This is a genomic window from Streptosporangium sp. NPDC006013 (assembly GCF_040614275.1).
In the GTDB taxonomy this organism is placed as follows: domain Bacteria; phylum Actinomycetota; class Actinomycetes; order Streptosporangiales; family Streptosporangiaceae; genus Streptosporangium.
In genome coordinates this window covers 17,023-32,117 of the sequence record NZ_JBEXUE010000058.1, presented here as the reverse complement: position 1 = coordinate 32,117, position 15,095 = coordinate 17,023, and the positions used below count along the sequence as shown (strand labels likewise).

The window sequence follows — 15,095 nt, the reverse complement described above, 5'->3', positions numbered from 1 at the left end:
GTTGAGGCGTCCGTCGGGCAGGCACAGATCGACGGGGGCGGTGATCTCCCGCTCGTGCACCGCGGGTGTGGCCATGCCGAAGGCCGCTGCCGGGCAGGACCGCCCGGAGCTGCAGAAGGCCATCCAGGAGTTCGTCGATGCCGGTTACGCCGGGGTGCAGATGCGCGTGAACGATCAGCGGGGCGAGTGGGTCGGCAGCGCCGGGGTGCGCAAGCTGGGCCAGAGCGCCAAACCGCCGACCAACGGCCACTTCCGGATCGGCAGCACTACCAAGACCTTCACCGCGACCCTGGTGCTGCAACTGGTGGCCGACGGCGAGATCGGGCTGGACACCCCGGTGGCCGACTACCTGCCCAGGTTCAAGCTGGACCGGCAGATCACGGTGCGGATGCTGCTGCAGCACACCAGCGGGTTGTTCAACTTCACCGGCGAGTACTACGACGACGGGACGATCGTGCCGGGGATCCCCTGGGCGGGCCGGGAGTGGGTGGACAAGCGGTTCCACACCTACCAGGACGAGGAACTGGTACGGCTGGCGTTGTCCAAGCCGGCGAAGTTCGCGCCGGGGACGAACTGGAGCTACGCCAACACCAACTACGTGCTGGCCAAGCTGCTGATCGAGAAGGTCACCGGCCACTCCTACGCCACGGAGATGAAGCGGCGGATCCTGGGGCCGCTCAAGATGCGGCGCACTGTGGTGCCGGGCACCTCGCCGGAGATGCCCAGGCCATACGCCCACGCCTACTACCGGTATGAGGACGCCGGTCAGTGGAAGACGATCGACGTCACCCGCCAGAACCCCTCCTGGATCTCCGCCGCAGGTGAGATGATCTCGACCACCGAGGATCTTCAGACGTTCTTCTCCGCGCTGCAGGGCGGCAAGCTCCTGCCGGCCCCGCTGCTGGCCGAGATGCGCAAGCCGCACCCCAAGAGCAGCGGCCTCTTCGGCAGCTACGGCCTCGGGCTGTACGTGCAGGACCTGGGCCCGGGCTGCGTCGGCACCGTCTTCAACCACAACGGCAGCAGCAATGGCTACGGGGCGCTGATCTACAGCACGCCCGACGGCAAGAAGACCATGGCCGCCTCGATCACCACCGGGGACGCCGCAGTCGACCCAGCGCAGGCGTTCCCGAAGGCGCTGGACAAGCTCCTCAAGGAGGTGTTCTGCGGCGGGAAGGCCGCGGGCTGACGGGGCCGAGCCGGCCAGGCATTCCACCCCGACTCCCGCCCCCTGACGGTCGGCGATCCTGCCGGTCGCCGGGGATAGGGCGGGGAAGTAGAGCCGGATCATGAGCGCCGCAGGTTGTCCGCGACTTCTGGACCATGCTCTACCAGACGATCGACGACTGACACCGCGCCCGCGCCTGGTACGCCCGCCCTCAACCCGCGACACCCGACGGTCAGCCCCTGGCGGCCGAACCGTCGACGTTTCCGCGAGGGTGTGGTCGTGGCCCTGTTCGCCTGAGGTCGGCTCGCCCGCCCGGCGGCACAGCCGCGACGGCCAGGCCAAGCAGTGCCGGGCGCGAAAGGCCGGGCAGGTGACCAAGGCCAAACGCATCGGCGGCAGAGCTCACTACCAGGGTCAGCCAAGCTTCGCCGCGCTCAGCGCAGGAGATCAAATGGGCCTTGATCGTTGTTCGGCCTTCTCGATCTCACGTGCCCGTTGCGGCCCGATGGCTTCTTCATGCGGTCAAAGAGGTCCGAGATCGATCAGATTGACAGCGGACGACGGTAGCGGACCTTGGTGATGAGGAACCCGTCACTCCGGTCCTCGACCATGCCACCGTCCTTACTCCAGCCCTGCCCTCGATAAAAGTCCTGGGCCCTGTCATTGCCTTCGAGCACCCACAGGGTGGCCTCGGCATAGCCGGCTCGGGCCAGATTGTCGACGACTTCCGCCATCAGCGCCTTGCCGATCCCTGTGCCCCAGACCTCGGGCAGCGTGTAGATCGATCCGATCATGCCTACGGCCGTCGGGTCGTCATCGGCGTCATCGGTGGGATAGAAGCGTGAGTAGCCCACGACCCTGTCGGCTTTCTCGGCCACCAGCGCGCCTGACAAGGGCCACTGAGATTCGGCGAGGACGTTCGCCCACGTTTTCTGGAAGGCCTCGGTGTCCAGGTTCGCCAGGTACTCCCCGGGCATGAGTCCGTGGAAGGCCGCCCGCCATGACGCGGCCTGGATCACGCCAAGGGGCGCAGCGTCCAGCGGAACCGCCTGTCGAACTCGCCGCGTCACGATTTCCACTCCGATAGGTCGGGTTGCCTACGTCCGGGCGAACGTACAGCGGCTCCGTACGAGCGCCAAATCGTATCCCGTCGCCTTGGGGATACTGCACCGGTTTTTCTGTCGGGTGGCTAGCCAAGCAGTTGACCGAGCAAGACCTATGGGAAGAGCTACTGGCATGATCGTCGGGCCATTAAGGGGGTAAACAGCGGTCACTCACGGACGGTCCGCCGCCCAGGTCCAGGCCGTTACGGCTTAAGGTCGGGCCGATTCGCAAGCAGGATGTCAGGAGTTCGAATCTCCTAGGCTCCACTCATGCGTTAGCCCAGGTAAGGGATGGTTTCCCCGACCTGGGCTTTGATCGTTATTCGGCCTTCTGCGGCTTCCGTCGCTGCCCGATGCCTTGTTGAGCCGTTCCGCCACCTGCAGCTGACGGTCGTTGGAGCCGCGCTGATGGACCATCGCCGCGGGAGTGCTGGCGGCACGGTGGGATTCGTTGATCACGTAGGCCGAGAACGCCATCAAGCCGACTGTGTCGCGTGTCACACCGATCGCATGTCACGTACAGGCAGGCAGCTTGCATCTCGTGATCGTCAGCACGACGAGAAAGGCGCAAACGATGAGCACACAGCACGGCATGGCGGCCACGCACCGCGTTCTGATTCTGGGGGCGGGGTACGCGGGCATGTCCGCAGCGATCCAGCTCGCCGCTCGGGACAAGCGGCGCAAGGACGTGCAGGTAACGCTGGTGAATGCCCAAGAGCGGTTCACCGAGCGGCTGCGGCTGCACATGACGGCGACCGGGCAGCAACTCGCCGAAATGAGCATCCCGGAGCTGCTTGAGGGCACGAGGGCGGAGTTTGTGCGTGGCTGGGTGACGGCCGTGGACGCGAACGCGAAGACTGTGTGCATCGACGACAACCGGGTGCTGCACTACGACACACTGGTGTACGGGCTGGGCGGCATGGCCGACACGGAGGCGGTGCCCGGTGTTGAGGAGCACGCGTACACACTCAACAGCGCCCAGGACGCCGAGTTGCTGGCCGACCGACTGGCTCGGCTCGGCCGCGGCACAGTCGTGGTCGGTGGCAGCGGGTTGACCGGCATCGAGTCGGCCGCGGAGATCGCCGAGCAGCACCCAGAGCTGAACGTCGTGCTTCTGGGCCGGCAGGAACCCGGTGCGGCCATGAACCCCAAGGCCAAGGCGTATCTGCAGGCCGCGCTCGAGCGCCTGGATATCCGCGTGCGCAGCGGGATCGAGGTGGTGAAGGTGCTGCCCGATTCGGTCGATCTGGCGGGTGGGGAGAGCATTGCCGCCGATGTCGTCCTGTGGACGAGCGGTACGCGGGTGTCGCCGCTGGCGGCCGCCGCGGGTCTGACCGTCGACGAGCGCGGCCGCATCGTCACCGACGCCGCGCTGCGGTCGGTGTCGCACCCGGATGTGTACGCTGTGGGTGACGCGGCCGCGATCCACCAGGGCTACGGCGTCATGCACGGCACCTGCCAGGGCGGCATGCCGACCGGTGTGCATGCCGCGGTGTCGATCGTCCGTGCGCTGAACGGCAAACAGCCCAAGCCGTTCCGCTTCGGCTACTACCACACACCGGTGAGCCTGGGACGGCATGACGCGGTCGTTCAGTTCACCCACCCCGACGACAGCCCTCGACGGGTGTATCTGACCGGTCGCATGGCAGCACGGTATAAGGAGACAGTGACTGCTTCGCCGTGGCCGACCTACGGCCGCATGAAGAAGATGCCCGCCTCGGGCGCGTTCTGGCCCCGCGGCGGCCGCTTCACTCGTATCCGGGGGGTGCGGTGACGCACCCGTCCCCGGATCACGACCAGCAGGTGTTCAACCAGCATCGCAACCTGCTGTTCTCAGTGGCCTACCGCATTCTCGGCACCGTGGCAGACGCCGAGGATGCGGTCCAGGAGGCCTGGATTAAATGGTCGGCCACCGGCCGCTCGCAGGTGGCCGACCCCAAGGCATATCTGGCGCGGATCGTGTCGAATCTGGCGCTGGAACGGCTGCGGTCGACCAGGCACCAGCGCGAGACATATGTGGGGCCGTGGCTGCCAGAGCCCATTCTCACCAGTGGCGACACCGCCGACGACATCACGAACGCCGAGTCGGTATCGATGGCGATGCTGGTGGTGCTGGAAACGCTGAGCCCGCTCGAGCGCGCGGTGTTCGTGCTGAGGGAGGTCTTCGACTTCAGCCATGCCGAAATCGCGGAGGCGGTGGAGCGTTCCGAGGCCGCGGTGCGCCAGGCGGCGCATCGTGCTCGCGAGCATGTACGGGCCCGGCGGCCACGCTTTACCGCGGACCGGTCGCGGCAGCGCGACGCCACCGGTCGGTTCCTTGCCGCCGCGACCGGTGGTGACATCAACACCCTTATGGAACTGCTGTCCCCGGACGTCACACTGTGGACCGACGGCGGCGGCAAGGTCCGCCAGGCATTGCGTCCGGTCGTGGGCGCACAAACGGTGGCCGCCTGGTTCGCGGCCATCGGCGAGGTCACCTACCAGGGCGTCGAGCCTGCCGACATGAATGCCGAACTGGTCGAGATCAACGGCGGCCCGGGCATGGTGTTCATCGGCTCGGGTCGTGTCATCGCCACTGTCACCTTCGACTTCGACGCTGACGGCCGCATCACCGCCATCCACAACGTCGCCAACCCCGACAAACTCCAGGCTATTGCCGACAGAACCACTCGCGACGTCGGCACGCCCTGAGATCTGCGCGGGATCCCCCTCGGCACCGCTGGCCGGCTGCCAACATATGAGCGGCCTGGCCGACTTGATCCCGCCGTCCATGAGCGGACCCGGGACAGGGCGGTCGTGAGCGTGATCGTCGGGCCATTAGCGGGCCATTAAGGGCGGTCAACAGGGGGCAGTCACGGTCACTCGCGGGGAGGTCGCCGCCCGGCTTGCGGCCCGTACGGCCGGAGATCGGACCGATTTGCAAGCAGTGTCAACGACGAAGATTCAGACGTCGTTGACACATTGACCCCGTTCGCAGAACTTCATCCAATGACCTTGGGGTCTCGACTTCCGGTACGGAACGCAGCACCGGCGAGGTATCCGCCGCGGTCCGAGCTCGCGGCCTACGTGACGCTGATGAACGCGAGAAACCTGATCGTCGGCTCACTACACTTGCCGGCCATGACGGCGATGGAGGAATTGATCCGCTTTGTGTCGCCGCCCACGGAACCGGTCGACGCGCACGGCGACTGGAGTGAGGTCGAGGCCACCCTTGGGCTTGGGCTGCCCGCTGACTTCAAGACGCTCATCGAGCAATATGGGCACGGCCAGTTTGTTGACTTCATCACGCCGCTGACTCCGTTTGGCGCTCACGACCTGCTGGTTCAGTACGCACAGCGGCTGCTGGATAGAGAGCGGTCTTTCCGTGAGAAGTATCCCGACGAATGCCCGTACCCGTTCTATCCGGAACCCGGTGGGCTGCTGGAGTGGGCCGACACCGACAACGGTGACTCGCTTTGCTGGCTGACCGACGGAGAACCGGACAGTTGGAGGGTCGTGGTCTGGAACTCGCGCAACGTCTGCTACGACGCACATGACGTCGGCGCGGTGGAGTTCCTCCACGGCTGGTTGAGCGGACGGATCACCACGACGATATTGCCCGATGAGGTCGAGGCGTCGCCGTGGTTCGAGCCGTTTCGCGAGCGCGAACACGTTTACATCAAGCTGTCCGAAGGCGAGTTGCCCTACCTTGAGCGGCTACGGATTCTCCGTGACGCGCTCGCGCCCACGGCCGACCGGGGCGCGAACGATGATGGAGACGACTGTCGACAAGACCATTTCGCAGCCACGGACCTTGGCTGGTTGCTGACCTACGAGACGGCCTACGGTCACCAGATCCGGGTTGCCTTCCCGGCTGAAGACGAAGGGCGGGCGCGCGTCACACTGTTCGATGCCGTCCGCCGCATGGGTTGCCAGGTGCTGTCGACGACGACGCACCGCGGAGAGCCTGTCTGGCCCTAGCAACAAGTACTCGGTACCGGCTCGGCTGATCGGACGCCAGGTCCGGGTCCTGCTGCTGCACCGTCACATGGACGGTGAGCATGTCATCGCCGGCCTGGCCGCCGCGCTGCGAGCCGGGGCGCTGACCGCCGACGCCGTCGCGCTGGAGTCCCGCTTGGACCAGGGCGATGGGAACCTGCGGCAGTTCTGGAGTGAACCGGGGTATGCCCAGGTCGTCTTGTTCAGTGGCGGCGTAGCCGAGGTTCAGGACCGGGTCATCGAGGCAGGTGGCTCGGCCTGGTGCGGAGAAATCGGCCAGGATCTCATCGAGTTGCTGCTGGTCGATCTCCACGGGGGCTCCCGTCTGTCGGAGTCGGCGCCGGCATCGACCGCACTGACCACAGTCTGAATCCCGGTACGGGTCGTCGGTCAGCCGCGTGTGTCGAGCGGGACGTGCACCGAGAGGTGCGCGGACAGGGCGCGGAGGAAGTCCGGGGCGTCGAAGACCGCGCCCGCGGAAGCGACGCCGATGGTCCTGGTCCGGCCGGTGAGAATGCGGTCGACGGCCTCCACCGCGAGTGGCGCGCTGATGGCGTAGATGTCCTGACCGGCGGCGACCACGCGGCGTTCCGCGCCGCCCGAGCGGACCAGGACGTCGACGACGAAGGTCTGCGCGGATCGGCCGAGCTCGTCGACGGTGGCCGGTGCCGAGGCGTCAGGAGCGGACAGGTCCGCGGCCGCCTTGGCGGTCATGTAGGTGCGTACCTCCGGGACGGCCAGATGACTGGGAACGGTGACGACGTCGGCCATGGTGAACTCTCCGATGACGCTCTGGGGGCCGAGCGGAGCCGGGAAGGGCCACTCCAGGGTCGGCAGAGCATCGTCGTGGTGTTCCAGCCGTCCGCCGGTGTAGCGGACACGGCGGCCACCCCGCCGCTGCCCCGAGACCGCGCCCGAAGCGAGTGTTCCGGCCGTGGGGTGCCAACTGCTCAGGCCGTAGGCGATGTGTGCCTCGTCCGCAGCCGTCCAGTCGCCCATCGCGGTGGTGACCAGCAGGTCGCCGAGGCCGCCGTAGAAGGCCATCGCCGGGACCACCACGGTGCCCGCGGCGCGGGCACGCTCCGCGAAGTGCGTGAACGTGTCAAGGTTCGCCTCGATCTCGGCCGCCACGTCGACATATGGGATGCCGGCCCGCAGCGCGGCCTCGACCAGCGGGGCGGCGGTCGTGGCGAAGGGCCCGGCGCAGTTGATCACGGCGGCCGCGCCGTTCAGCGCGCGGTCGAGCGAGGCCGGATCGTCGACCGACGCCTGCCGCGCCTCGAGCCCCGGCTGGGCCTGCGCCAGCGCCAGCAGCTTGTCCTGGTCGCGGCCGAGGAGCAGCGGGACATATCCGCGCTCGCGCAACTCCGTGACCACGAACCGCCCGGTGTGCCCGTAGGCGCCGAACACCGCCACGTTCCGTCCCGATTCCATGCCTGCTCCCATGTGCTCGAAGTGATCCACTGCGGAAATCCTGTCCCCATCGGCCTATCGGGGCCAGTGTCCGGAACGACATGACCCGTACAATTCCCGACATGAGTCCTGTTCCGCGCTCTGTCGCGGTCGCCGCTACCGACGGGATGCTGCACTTCGAGCTGGCCCTGGCCTACGAGGTGTTCGGCTCCGCCCCGGCCGCCCTGCCAGGCCCCTGGTACGACGTCAGGGTGTGCGGCACGCACGCCGCCCGGGTCGGCCGGTTCCTGCTGGAGCCGGACTGCGGGCTCGACCGGCTGGCGCACGCCGACACCGTGATCGTCCCCGCCTTGGCGGACGTCGACGAGGACCCGCCGGCCGACCTGGTCGAGGCGGTGCGCGTGGCCCACGAGTCGGGCGCGCGGGTGGTCTCCCTGTGCACGGGCGTGTTCGTGCTCGCCGCCGCCGGCCTGCTGGACGGGCTGCGCGCGACGACGCACTGGGCCCACACCGAGGAACTGGCGGCGCGCTATCCACGGGTGCAGGTCGACCCGGATGTGCTGTACGTCGACAACGGCAGCGTGCTCACGTCCGCGGGCAAGGCCGCGGCGATGGACCTGTGCCTGCATCTGGTCCGCCGCGACCACGGCCCGGCGGTCGCCAACGTGGTCGCCCGCCGCCTGGTCGTGCCGCCTCACCGGGCCGGTGGCCAGGCTCAGTTCGTCACCACACCGGTGCCCGCCCAGGACGGCCATCCCCTGGCCGAGCTGCTCACCTGGGTGATGCGGCGGCTGGACCAGCCGCTCACCGTGGAGGACCTGGCCCGCCAGGCGAACATGAGCTCGCGCCACCTGGCCCGCCACTTCCGCTCGGTAACCGGCACCACCCCGCTGCAGTGGCTGCTGACGCAGCGGATCCGCCGCGCGCAGGAACTGCTGGAGGCCACGGACGACAGCGTCGAGGCCATCGCCTCGGCCGCGGGCATGGGCACGGCGACGACACTGCGCCGCCACTTCCACCGCACGATCGGCGTACCACCGGACGCCTACCGCCGGACCTTCCGAGCGTGAGGCCTATGGTCCTTGGCGTACCGCCACGTCCCAACACGACCGAGGCCCTCAGGAGGAGCGTCCCGCGTAGTAGCGCCGCGACTTGTCGCGACTGCCGCAGGTGGTCATGCTGCACCACCGGCGGCGACGATTCTTGCTGACGTCCAGGAACAACCAGTAGCACGACGGACACTCACCGAGCCGATCCAGTGGCCCGTGGGTGAGCAGCTCGACCGCCGAAGCCGCGACCTCCCAGAGCAGGGTCCGCACCGTACGCGGCGCCCCCCACGAGAGCCGGAAGTTCCCGCCGGCCTCCTCCAGTCGGCCATGGGCGATGCCGTCACCGTGCAGCGCGACGATGACATCAAGATCCGGCTGCGGCGCCCGCCCCCCCTGCGTGAGCGGCTGAAACACCCGGAACACCGCCTCGCGTAGCTCGCGGGCATCCGGCAGGGCCGCTGCGAGCCCGTCCGGTTCCTCGATCGGATGCCCCGCCGCCGCGGCCCAGGTCACAGCCCCCTCCGGGGTACCCAGCCAGTCTCGCCGAGCCACCGGACGGTCGTTGACCGTGTTGGCGAAGTCCAGGCACAGCGCGTTCCCAACCAACTCGATGGCAGTCACGGCATCGAGTATCTCACCGATCAAACCCTGTTGACAGGTTGGGTGGTACGGGGCACGCTATGACCGATCAAATGTATTTGAAGGGTAAGAAATGCGCCTCCTCCCCCTGTCGCTGGGCCGGCCGTTCAACGCGCTGTGGTTCGGCACCGGTGCCGCGAACCTCGGCGACGGCATGGCGCTGTTCGTTCTGCCACTGCTCGCCATCGCCGCCGACGCCTCGCCCGGCGGGGTGGCGGCCGTGACGGTGGCGCTCACCCTGGCATGGCCGGTCTTCGGCCTGCACGCCGGCTGGATCGTCGACCGGGTCGACCGCCGGATGCTGCTGAGCGGCGTCAACCTGGTCCGCGCGCTGGTGCTGTCCGGCCTCACCATCAGCCACCTCACCGGCACCCTGTCGCTGTCGCTGCTCCTCGCCGTGGCGGTGCTGCTCGGCGTGGCCGAGACGCTGGTCGACACCGCGCTGACCTCGACCATCCCCATGGTCGTCGAGCCTGCCGGTCGCAACAGAGCCAACGCGCGCATCGAGGCGACCACCAACGTCACCAACGAACTCGCCGGCCCACCGCTCGCGGGCCTGCTGGCAGGCCTCACCCTCGCCCTGGCCACCGGCGCGAGCGCGGCCCTCTACGTCCTGGCCGTCGCAGGAATCGCCATGATGGCTCTGCGCCGGGCGCCCGCCGAGGCCCGAACCTCAGCGGGCGGCGGCGTGGTCGCCGGCTTCCGGTACCTGTGGCGGCAGCCGGTGGTGCGAACGCTGACCCTCTTCACCGCCGTGATGAACATCCCCTGGGCGGTCGCGACGGCCCTGCTCGTCGTGTACGCCGTCAGCCCCGGCCCGCTCGATCTCACCACAGCCCAGTACGGCCTGGTGCTGACGGCGATGGCCGTGGGCGGGCTGCTCTCGGCGGCGCTGGTGGAGCCGTTGCGGCGCCGGTTCGGGGTGACCAGGCTGCTGATCGCCGACGCCGCCGGGACCGTTCTGCTGGTGGCGCCGGTGGCGCTGGGCGGGCCGGTGTGGACCGTGGCCGCCGGGGCAGTGATCGCTGGGGCCGGATCGAGCATCTGGCGCATCCTGGTGGCCACGATCCGGCAGAACCTGTCGCCGCCGGAGTTGCTGGGGCGTATCTACGCCGCGTCTCGGGTGCTCAGTTGGGGGGTGATTCCGGCCAGCGCGGCGCTGGCCGGAGTCGCGGCGGAGCTATGGGGGGTACGGGTGGTGTTCGTCCTGGCCACGGGGCTCGCCGTCGTCGTGCTGAGCGTCTTTGTGCCGTACGCGCTCCGTACGGATCTGTCTGCGGCCATCGAGCCGAAAGCGGACCATCAGCCCGTCGGGTGAGCGCGGTCGGCGGCACTTGGCGCAGGCTCCCACCCTTTGCCGGGCTTGGTGGTGATCAGGTGGAACGGGTCGTCAGGCAGTCGCTCGCGCGTATCGGCCGGCGAGACGGCGCAGGTGCGCGAGGAGTTCCGGTGGCCCGGTGACGCGGAAATCCTCGCCGAGCAGGCCCAGGTAGACGCCGAGGGTCTCGACCGTGTCCGCGCCGGTGTGCAGAACGCAGGTGCGTTCGTCGATGCGTTCGACCGTTCCGACCGCCGGGCTGATCCGATCGGCGACGACATCGGCCGGCGCGTGCACGGTGACCTGTGCCCGGTAGCGCCAGGCGGCGGCGGACGCCCGGCGTGACACGTAACCGGCGACGTCGTCGTCGGGCAGGTCGCGCGGTGTGAAGCGGGGGCCTGTCGGGGTACGGGGCCGTATCCGATCGACGCGGAAGGTGCGCCAGTCGCCCCGCTCGACGTCCCACGCCAGCAGGTACCAGCGGCGGCCCCAGTTGACCAGCCGGTACGGCTCGACGATGCGCAAAGTGGCCGTACCGGCATGGTCGTGGTAGTCGAACCGGAGCCGTTCCCGGTCGCGGCAGGCCGCGGCCAGGGTGGTCAGGATCAAAGGGGAGACGCTGGGACCGGCGTCGTCGCGGGGAACCGGCACCGTGTAGGTCTGCAGGGTGTTGACCCGGCGCCGCAGCCGGGACGGCAGTACCCGCTCCAGCTTCGCCAGCGCCCGCAGGGACGCCTCCTCGATTCCCGCGATGGCGCCACCGGTCGCGGTCCGGAGGCCGACCGTGACGGCGACCGCTTCCTCGTCGTCGAGCAGCAACGGCGGCAGGGCCGCGCCGGCACCGAGACGGTAGCCGCCGACGGCGCCGCGCGTGGCCAGTACCGGGTAGCCGAGACTGCGCAGGCGCTCCACATCGGTACGTACGGTCCGCCCACTCACCCCGAGGCGCTCGGCGAGTTCGGCGCCGGTCCAGTCGCGTGAGGTTTGCAGGAGGGAGAGCAGCCGCAGGAGACGGGCCGAGGTTTCCAACATTGCTCAAGGTTCTCAGGTCATTAGGAATAAACCCTTCCTAATGGTCCGACAGAGTCGATGACATGACCGAGATCCGCGAATTCCGCATCGACATCCCGCAGGCCGACCTGGACGAGCTGACCGAGCGCCTGGCCCGGGTCCGCTGGACCAACGAGCTGCCCGACGCCGACAGCGACTACGGCGTTTCGCTGCAGTACCTGCAGAGCCTCGTCCAGCGGTGGCGCGACGGGTACGACTGGCGCGCCTGGGAGACGAAGCTCAACGAGTACCCGCAGTTCACCACAGTCATCGACGGGCAGAACGTGCACTTCCTGCACGTCCGCTCGCCCGAGCCGGACGCCACGCCGCTGCTGCTCACGCACGGCTGGCCGACCACGATCGTCGAGTACCTGGATGTGATCGGCCCGCTGAGCGACCCGCGAGCCCACGGCGGCGACCCCGCCGACGCGTTCCACCTGGTTATCCCGTCGGTGCCCGGTTTCGGCTTCTCCGGCCACACCACGGAGCGGGGCTGGAACCGGTACCGGATCGCGAAGGCGTGGGCCGAGCTGATGCGCCGCCTCGGGTACGAACGGTACGGCGCGCACGGCAACGACGGTGGCTCGCTCATCTCGCCCGAAGTGGGCCGTCACGATCCCGAGCACGTCATCGGTGTACACGTCACCCAGGTCTTCTCGTTCCCGTCCGGGGACCCGGCCGAGCTGGCCGACCTGTCCGAAGAGGACCAGAAAAAGGTCGAATTCCTGCGGTGGTGGCTGGAGAACGGCGGCGCGTACGACAAGCTGCAGTCCACCGCGCCGCAGACCCTGGCCCACGCGCTGGCAGACTCGCCGGTGGGGCAGCTGGGCTGGAACGCGCAGCTGCTCGGCCCGAACCTCGACCCCGACTACGTGCTGACCAACACGATGATCTACTGGCTGACCAACACCGCCGCGTCATCCGCCCGCCTCTACTACGAGGACTTCCACTCCACCGGCAAGCCGGCCGAACCCACCACCGTGCCGCTCGGGCTGGCGAACTTCGCCTGGGACTTCCAGTCGATCCGCCCGTTCGCCGAACGTGACCACAAGAACATCCTGTCCTGGAACGTCTACGACACCGGCAGCCACTTCGCCGCGCACGACGCGCCCGACCTGCTGGTCGACGACATCCGCGGCTTCTTCCGCCGGCTCCGCTGACCTCGGCCGACGCGAGGAGTTGACCGTCGAGGGCGGCGCCTGCTGGACCTGCTCGCTCCCAAGGCGTCACCCGAGATCCGCCACGGTATGTAGCGGCTCAGCACGGACGCACTGCCGGCTCAGCGGACGTTCTGGCTCCGCTGCTCCCCGCGGGCCGACAGCAGCCGGCGCAGCACGGTCGGAGTGTGTCCCAGATGCTCGCGGACAGTACGGGTCAGGTGCGCTTGATCGGCGAAACCAAGGTCGGCGGCCAGGTCGGCGAGACCGCGTTCGCCCCGCGTGAGCCGGTCCATGGCCTGGCCGACGCGCACGCGGTTGCGGTAGCGGGTCAGTGACACGCCCATCTCCTGGGAGAAAACCCGGCTCAGCCGGTACGGCGAGACCTTCAGGAGCCCGGCCAGCGAGCACAGCGCCACCGCCTCCGGCGCCCCCTGGAGGATCGCCTCGCGGGCCACCGCGACCAGCGTCCGGTCGGCGGGCTTCAGCCGCTCGACCGGCCGGCCGGCGGCCATCGCGACGAGACGGAGCAACTCCTCCGTGAGCGCGTAGTCGACGTCACCGCCGGCGGCGGCCAGCAGCAGCCGACGGTGAGTGAGATCGACACGCGCGTCCACGTACACCGTCGTCCCGACTGAAAGTCCTTCCCAGAGCCAGGGCACGAAGCTCACCGAGGTGCAGACGTCACCACCGGCGGGGTGCGCGAACCGTTCCTCCTCACCCGGGGCGCCCAGGTAGGCGGTCGTCGGATCCAGATCGGCACTGCTTCCATCGGCCCACCGCCGGAACCTGCCGTGCCGTACGAGCACCATGCGATGGTCATCACGTGCCTCCGGCGCCGACCATCGGGTGTGGTCGGCACGGCAGCCCACCGTGGTCACGGTGAACTCCGGCCGGGTGGCGAGGGTCACGGCTGACAGCACGCCGCAGACACTACGCCGGAGGTACGACGAAACGATCCGCAAAGATCTTCAAGACCTCTCGGCGCGTGGGAGCGGATGCTGGACGGGCACCCGACGACACCAAGGAGTCATCGACATGGCCGTCAGCGCGAAGCTCACCGCGATCATCATCGACTGCGCCGCGCCGAAGGAACTCGCCGAGTTCTACCGGCACCTCACCGGATGGGAGATCACCCACAACGACGACGACTACGCCTACCTGGGCGACGGCCCGATCCAGCTCGCCTTCCAGCGGGTCACCGGCTACCGGGGACCGGGCTGGCCCGACCCCGCCAAGCATGCCCACCTCGACTTCCAGGTCGCCGATCTGGAAACCGCGACCGAGGACCTGCTCGCACTCGGCGCGACCAAGCCCGGCTTCCAGCCCGGCGAAGGCCAATGGATCACCCTGGCCGACCCCGAAGGCCACCTGTTCTGCATCACCACGGCCTGACCGGGCTCCACGATGCTCAGGGGCCCACGGTGGGAGAGGTCGCTCCCGAACATCAGGAAATGAAGCCGGGCCTACTGTGCCTGTACCACCGGCGGGCCCTCGCTCGCCTGGACGAGAACGAATCCCTGGCCCTGGAAGGCGAGTTGCATGGCCTCGCCGCTGCCACGGCCGATCAGCGCGCCGACCTTCATGGTTCGGTTGACGCCCACGTGTAGGCCGGCACTCCAGCAGACCGCGGACTGGCCGTCGGCGAAGGTCGGCATCTGGGAGGTATCGAGGAGCACCGGCATGCCGTGCGCGGTGACCGCGACCCAGCCGGTGCCCTTGATCGTCATGTTGAACAGGCCGCCCGCGGCGATCCCCGCGCCCTGCACGCGCTGGATGTCCCAGGTGAGCTGGGGATCGAAGGCCAGCAGGTTGCGGCCATTGACGGTGAGAGCTTCGTTCTCCAGGTAGAACAGGTGGATGTCGTCGGCGTTGTCGGCCAGGAACAGCAGGCCCTGCCCCCTGACCCGCATCAGCGGGGCGCCCTCGCCGGTCACCATCTTCTTGAACAGTTTCCCGACCCCGCCCGATCCCTCGTAGTCGAACTCCATCTGGCCCTGGAAGGCGACCATCGAGCCCTGCCTGGCGAGCACCTCGTGCGGTAGCCGGACGCGAAGCATCTTGGAGTTCTGCAGGGCGAAGTTGGCGGGAACCTGCTGGGAGTCCAGGTTCCCGAAGAGCGCGCTGCGCATGAGGCTCCCTTTGACGGGTGTAGTCGACATGGGTAGTGACGAACGAGGACGGCGCTCCGGTTCCCGTGGCCTGGTCGTACTCCCACGC

Annotated in this window: 15 protein-coding genes; 9 read left to right on the top strand and 6 right to left on the bottom strand. The window is 68.5% G+C overall.

All coding sequences use genetic code 11. The features are described from left to right. Positions 1 to 1,189, top strand: a 1,189-nt coding sequence (locus tag ABZ260_RS12140; RefSeq protein WP_355615994.1) for a serine hydrolase domain-containing protein, incomplete at its 5' end; no start/stop codon positions are given. Between the two features lie 521 nt (positions 1,190 to 1,710). On the opposite strand, the gene ABZ260_RS12135 is transcribed toward ABZ260_RS12140, so the two are convergent. Beyond that, positions 1,711 to 2,247 carry a GNAT family N-acetyltransferase gene (locus ABZ260_RS12135; protein WP_355615992.1) on the bottom strand — a complete coding sequence of 179 codons (537 nt, stop codon included), beginning with the start codon at positions 2,245 to 2,247 and terminating at the stop codon, positions 1,711 to 1,713. A gap of 598 nt (positions 2,248 to 2,845) precedes the next feature. Between ABZ260_RS12135 and ABZ260_RS12130 the strand changes: the two genes are divergently transcribed. From ABZ260_RS12130 to ABZ260_RS12115, 4 genes are all read left to right on the top strand, one after another. Beyond that, a complete protein-coding gene (locus tag ABZ260_RS12130) occupies positions 2,846 to 4,045 on the top strand; it encodes an FAD-dependent oxidoreductase (RefSeq protein ID WP_355615990.1) in 1,200 nt (399 codons plus the stop codon). A gap of 29 nt (positions 4,046 to 4,074) precedes the next feature. Beyond that, positions 4,075 to 4,962 carry an RNA polymerase sigma-70 factor gene (locus ABZ260_RS12125; protein ID WP_355615988.1) on the top strand — a complete coding sequence of 296 codons (888 nt, stop codon included), beginning with the start codon at positions 4,075 to 4,077 and terminating at the stop codon, positions 4,960 to 4,962. A gap of 429 nt (positions 4,963 to 5,391) precedes the next feature. After that, on the top strand, positions 5,392 to 6,231 hold the full coding sequence (locus ABZ260_RS12120; RefSeq protein ID WP_355615986.1) for an SMI1/KNR4 family protein: 840 nt from the start codon (positions 5,392 to 5,394) through the stop codon (positions 6,229 to 6,231). A gap of 67 nt (positions 6,232 to 6,298) precedes the next feature. Beyond that, the gene (locus ABZ260_RS12115) at positions 6,299 to 6,619 is read left to right on the top strand and encodes a hypothetical protein (protein WP_355615996.1); all 321 of its coding nucleotides are present in this window, start codon (positions 6,299 to 6,301) and stop codon (positions 6,617 to 6,619) included. Between the two features lie 20 nt (positions 6,620 to 6,639). Here ABZ260_RS12115 and ABZ260_RS12110 read toward each other — a convergent pair whose 3' ends face one another. Further along, positions 6,640 to 7,683, bottom strand: a complete 1,044-nt coding sequence (locus tag ABZ260_RS12110; protein WP_355615984.1) for a saccharopine dehydrogenase NADP-binding domain-containing protein — start codon at positions 7,681 to 7,683, stop codon at positions 6,640 to 6,642. Between the two features lie 101 nt (positions 7,684 to 7,784). On the opposite strand from ABZ260_RS12110, the gene ABZ260_RS12105 reads away from it, so the two are divergent. Continuing rightward, positions 7,785 to 8,732 (top strand): helix-turn-helix domain-containing protein, encoded by a 948-nt coding sequence (locus ABZ260_RS12105; protein ID WP_355615982.1) that lies wholly within the window; start codon positions 7,785 to 7,787, stop codon positions 8,730 to 8,732. 48 nt (positions 8,733 to 8,780) lie between these two features. Here ABZ260_RS12105 and ABZ260_RS12100 read toward each other — a convergent pair whose 3' ends face one another. Next, positions 8,781 to 9,332 carry an ABATE domain-containing protein gene (locus ABZ260_RS12100; protein WP_355615980.1) on the bottom strand — a complete coding sequence of 184 codons (552 nt, stop codon included), beginning with the start codon at positions 9,330 to 9,332 and terminating at the stop codon, positions 8,781 to 8,783. A 91-nt stretch (positions 9,333 to 9,423) separates the two neighbouring features. Between ABZ260_RS12100 and ABZ260_RS12095 the strand changes: the two genes are divergently transcribed. Next, on the top strand, positions 9,424 to 10,668 hold the full coding sequence (locus ABZ260_RS12095; protein ID WP_355615978.1) for an MFS transporter: 1,245 nt from the start codon (positions 9,424 to 9,426) through the stop codon (positions 10,666 to 10,668). A 72-nt stretch (positions 10,669 to 10,740) separates the two neighbouring features. Here ABZ260_RS12095 and ABZ260_RS12090 read toward each other — a convergent pair whose 3' ends face one another. Next, positions 10,741 to 11,700, bottom strand: a complete 960-nt coding sequence (locus ABZ260_RS12090; RefSeq protein WP_355615976.1) for a YafY family protein — start codon at positions 11,698 to 11,700, stop codon at positions 10,741 to 10,743. Positions 11,701 to 11,762: 62 nt separating this feature from the next. Between ABZ260_RS12090 and ABZ260_RS12085 the strand changes: the two genes are divergently transcribed. Further along, complete coding sequence (locus tag ABZ260_RS12085) at positions 11,763 to 12,878, top strand: epoxide hydrolase family protein (RefSeq protein ID WP_355615974.1); 1,116 nt, start codon at positions 11,763 to 11,765, stop codon at positions 12,876 to 12,878. A 119-nt stretch (positions 12,879 to 12,997) separates the two neighbouring features. Here ABZ260_RS12085 and ABZ260_RS12080 read toward each other — a convergent pair whose 3' ends face one another. Then, positions 12,998 to 13,798: a helix-turn-helix transcriptional regulator gene (locus tag ABZ260_RS12080; RefSeq protein ID WP_355615972.1), complete on the bottom strand. Its 801-nt coding sequence runs from the start codon at positions 13,796 to 13,798 to the stop codon at positions 12,998 to 13,000. A gap of 115 nt (positions 13,799 to 13,913) precedes the next feature. On the opposite strand from ABZ260_RS12080, the gene ABZ260_RS12075 reads away from it, so the two are divergent. Next, the gene (locus ABZ260_RS12075; protein ID WP_355615970.1) at positions 13,914 to 14,270 is read left to right on the top strand and encodes a VOC family protein; all 357 of its coding nucleotides are present in this window, start codon (positions 13,914 to 13,916) and stop codon (positions 14,268 to 14,270) included. 71 nt (positions 14,271 to 14,341) lie between these two features. On the opposite strand, the gene ABZ260_RS12070 is transcribed toward ABZ260_RS12075, so the two are convergent. Continuing rightward, on the bottom strand, positions 14,342 to 15,007 hold the full coding sequence (locus ABZ260_RS12070) for an AIM24 family protein (RefSeq protein WP_355615968.1): 666 nt from the start codon (positions 15,005 to 15,007) through the stop codon (positions 14,342 to 14,344). Positions 15,008 to 15,095: the final 88 nt, after the last annotated feature.

Excerpts from the sequence above, each read along its gene's own strand:
- ABZ260_RS12130 (WP_355615990.1), top strand. The coding sequence starts at position 2,846 with ATGAGCACACAGCACGGCATGGCGGCCACGCACCGCGTTCTGATTCTG.
- ABZ260_RS12120 (WP_355615986.1), top strand. The coding sequence starts at position 5,392 with ATGACGGCGATGGAGGAATTGATCCGCTTTGTGTCGCCGCCCACGGAA.
- ABZ260_RS12115 (WP_355615996.1), top strand. The coding sequence starts at position 6,299 with ATGGACGGTGAGCATGTCATCGCCGGCCTGGCCGCCGCGCTGCGAGCC.
- ABZ260_RS12110 (WP_355615984.1), bottom strand. The coding sequence starts at position 7,683 with ATGGAATCGGGACGGAACGTGGCGGTGTTCGGCGCCTACGGGCACACC.
- ABZ260_RS12105 (WP_355615982.1), top strand. The coding sequence starts at position 7,785 with ATGAGTCCTGTTCCGCGCTCTGTCGCGGTCGCCGCTACCGACGGGATG.
- ABZ260_RS12095 (WP_355615978.1), top strand. The coding sequence starts at position 9,424 with ATGCGCCTCCTCCCCCTGTCGCTGGGCCGGCCGTTCAACGCGCTGTGG.
- ABZ260_RS12090 (WP_355615976.1), bottom strand. The coding sequence starts at position 11,700 with ATGTTGGAAACCTCGGCCCGTCTCCTGCGGCTGCTCTCCCTCCTGCAA.
- ABZ260_RS12085 (WP_355615974.1), top strand. The coding sequence starts at position 11,763 with ATGACCGAGATCCGCGAATTCCGCATCGACATCCCGCAGGCCGACCTG.
- ABZ260_RS12075 (WP_355615970.1), top strand. The coding sequence starts at position 13,914 with ATGGCCGTCAGCGCGAAGCTCACCGCGATCATCATCGACTGCGCCGCG.
- ABZ260_RS12070 (WP_355615968.1), bottom strand. The coding sequence starts at position 15,007 with ATGCGCAGCGCGCTCTTCGGGAACCTGGACTCCCAGCAGGTTCCCGCC.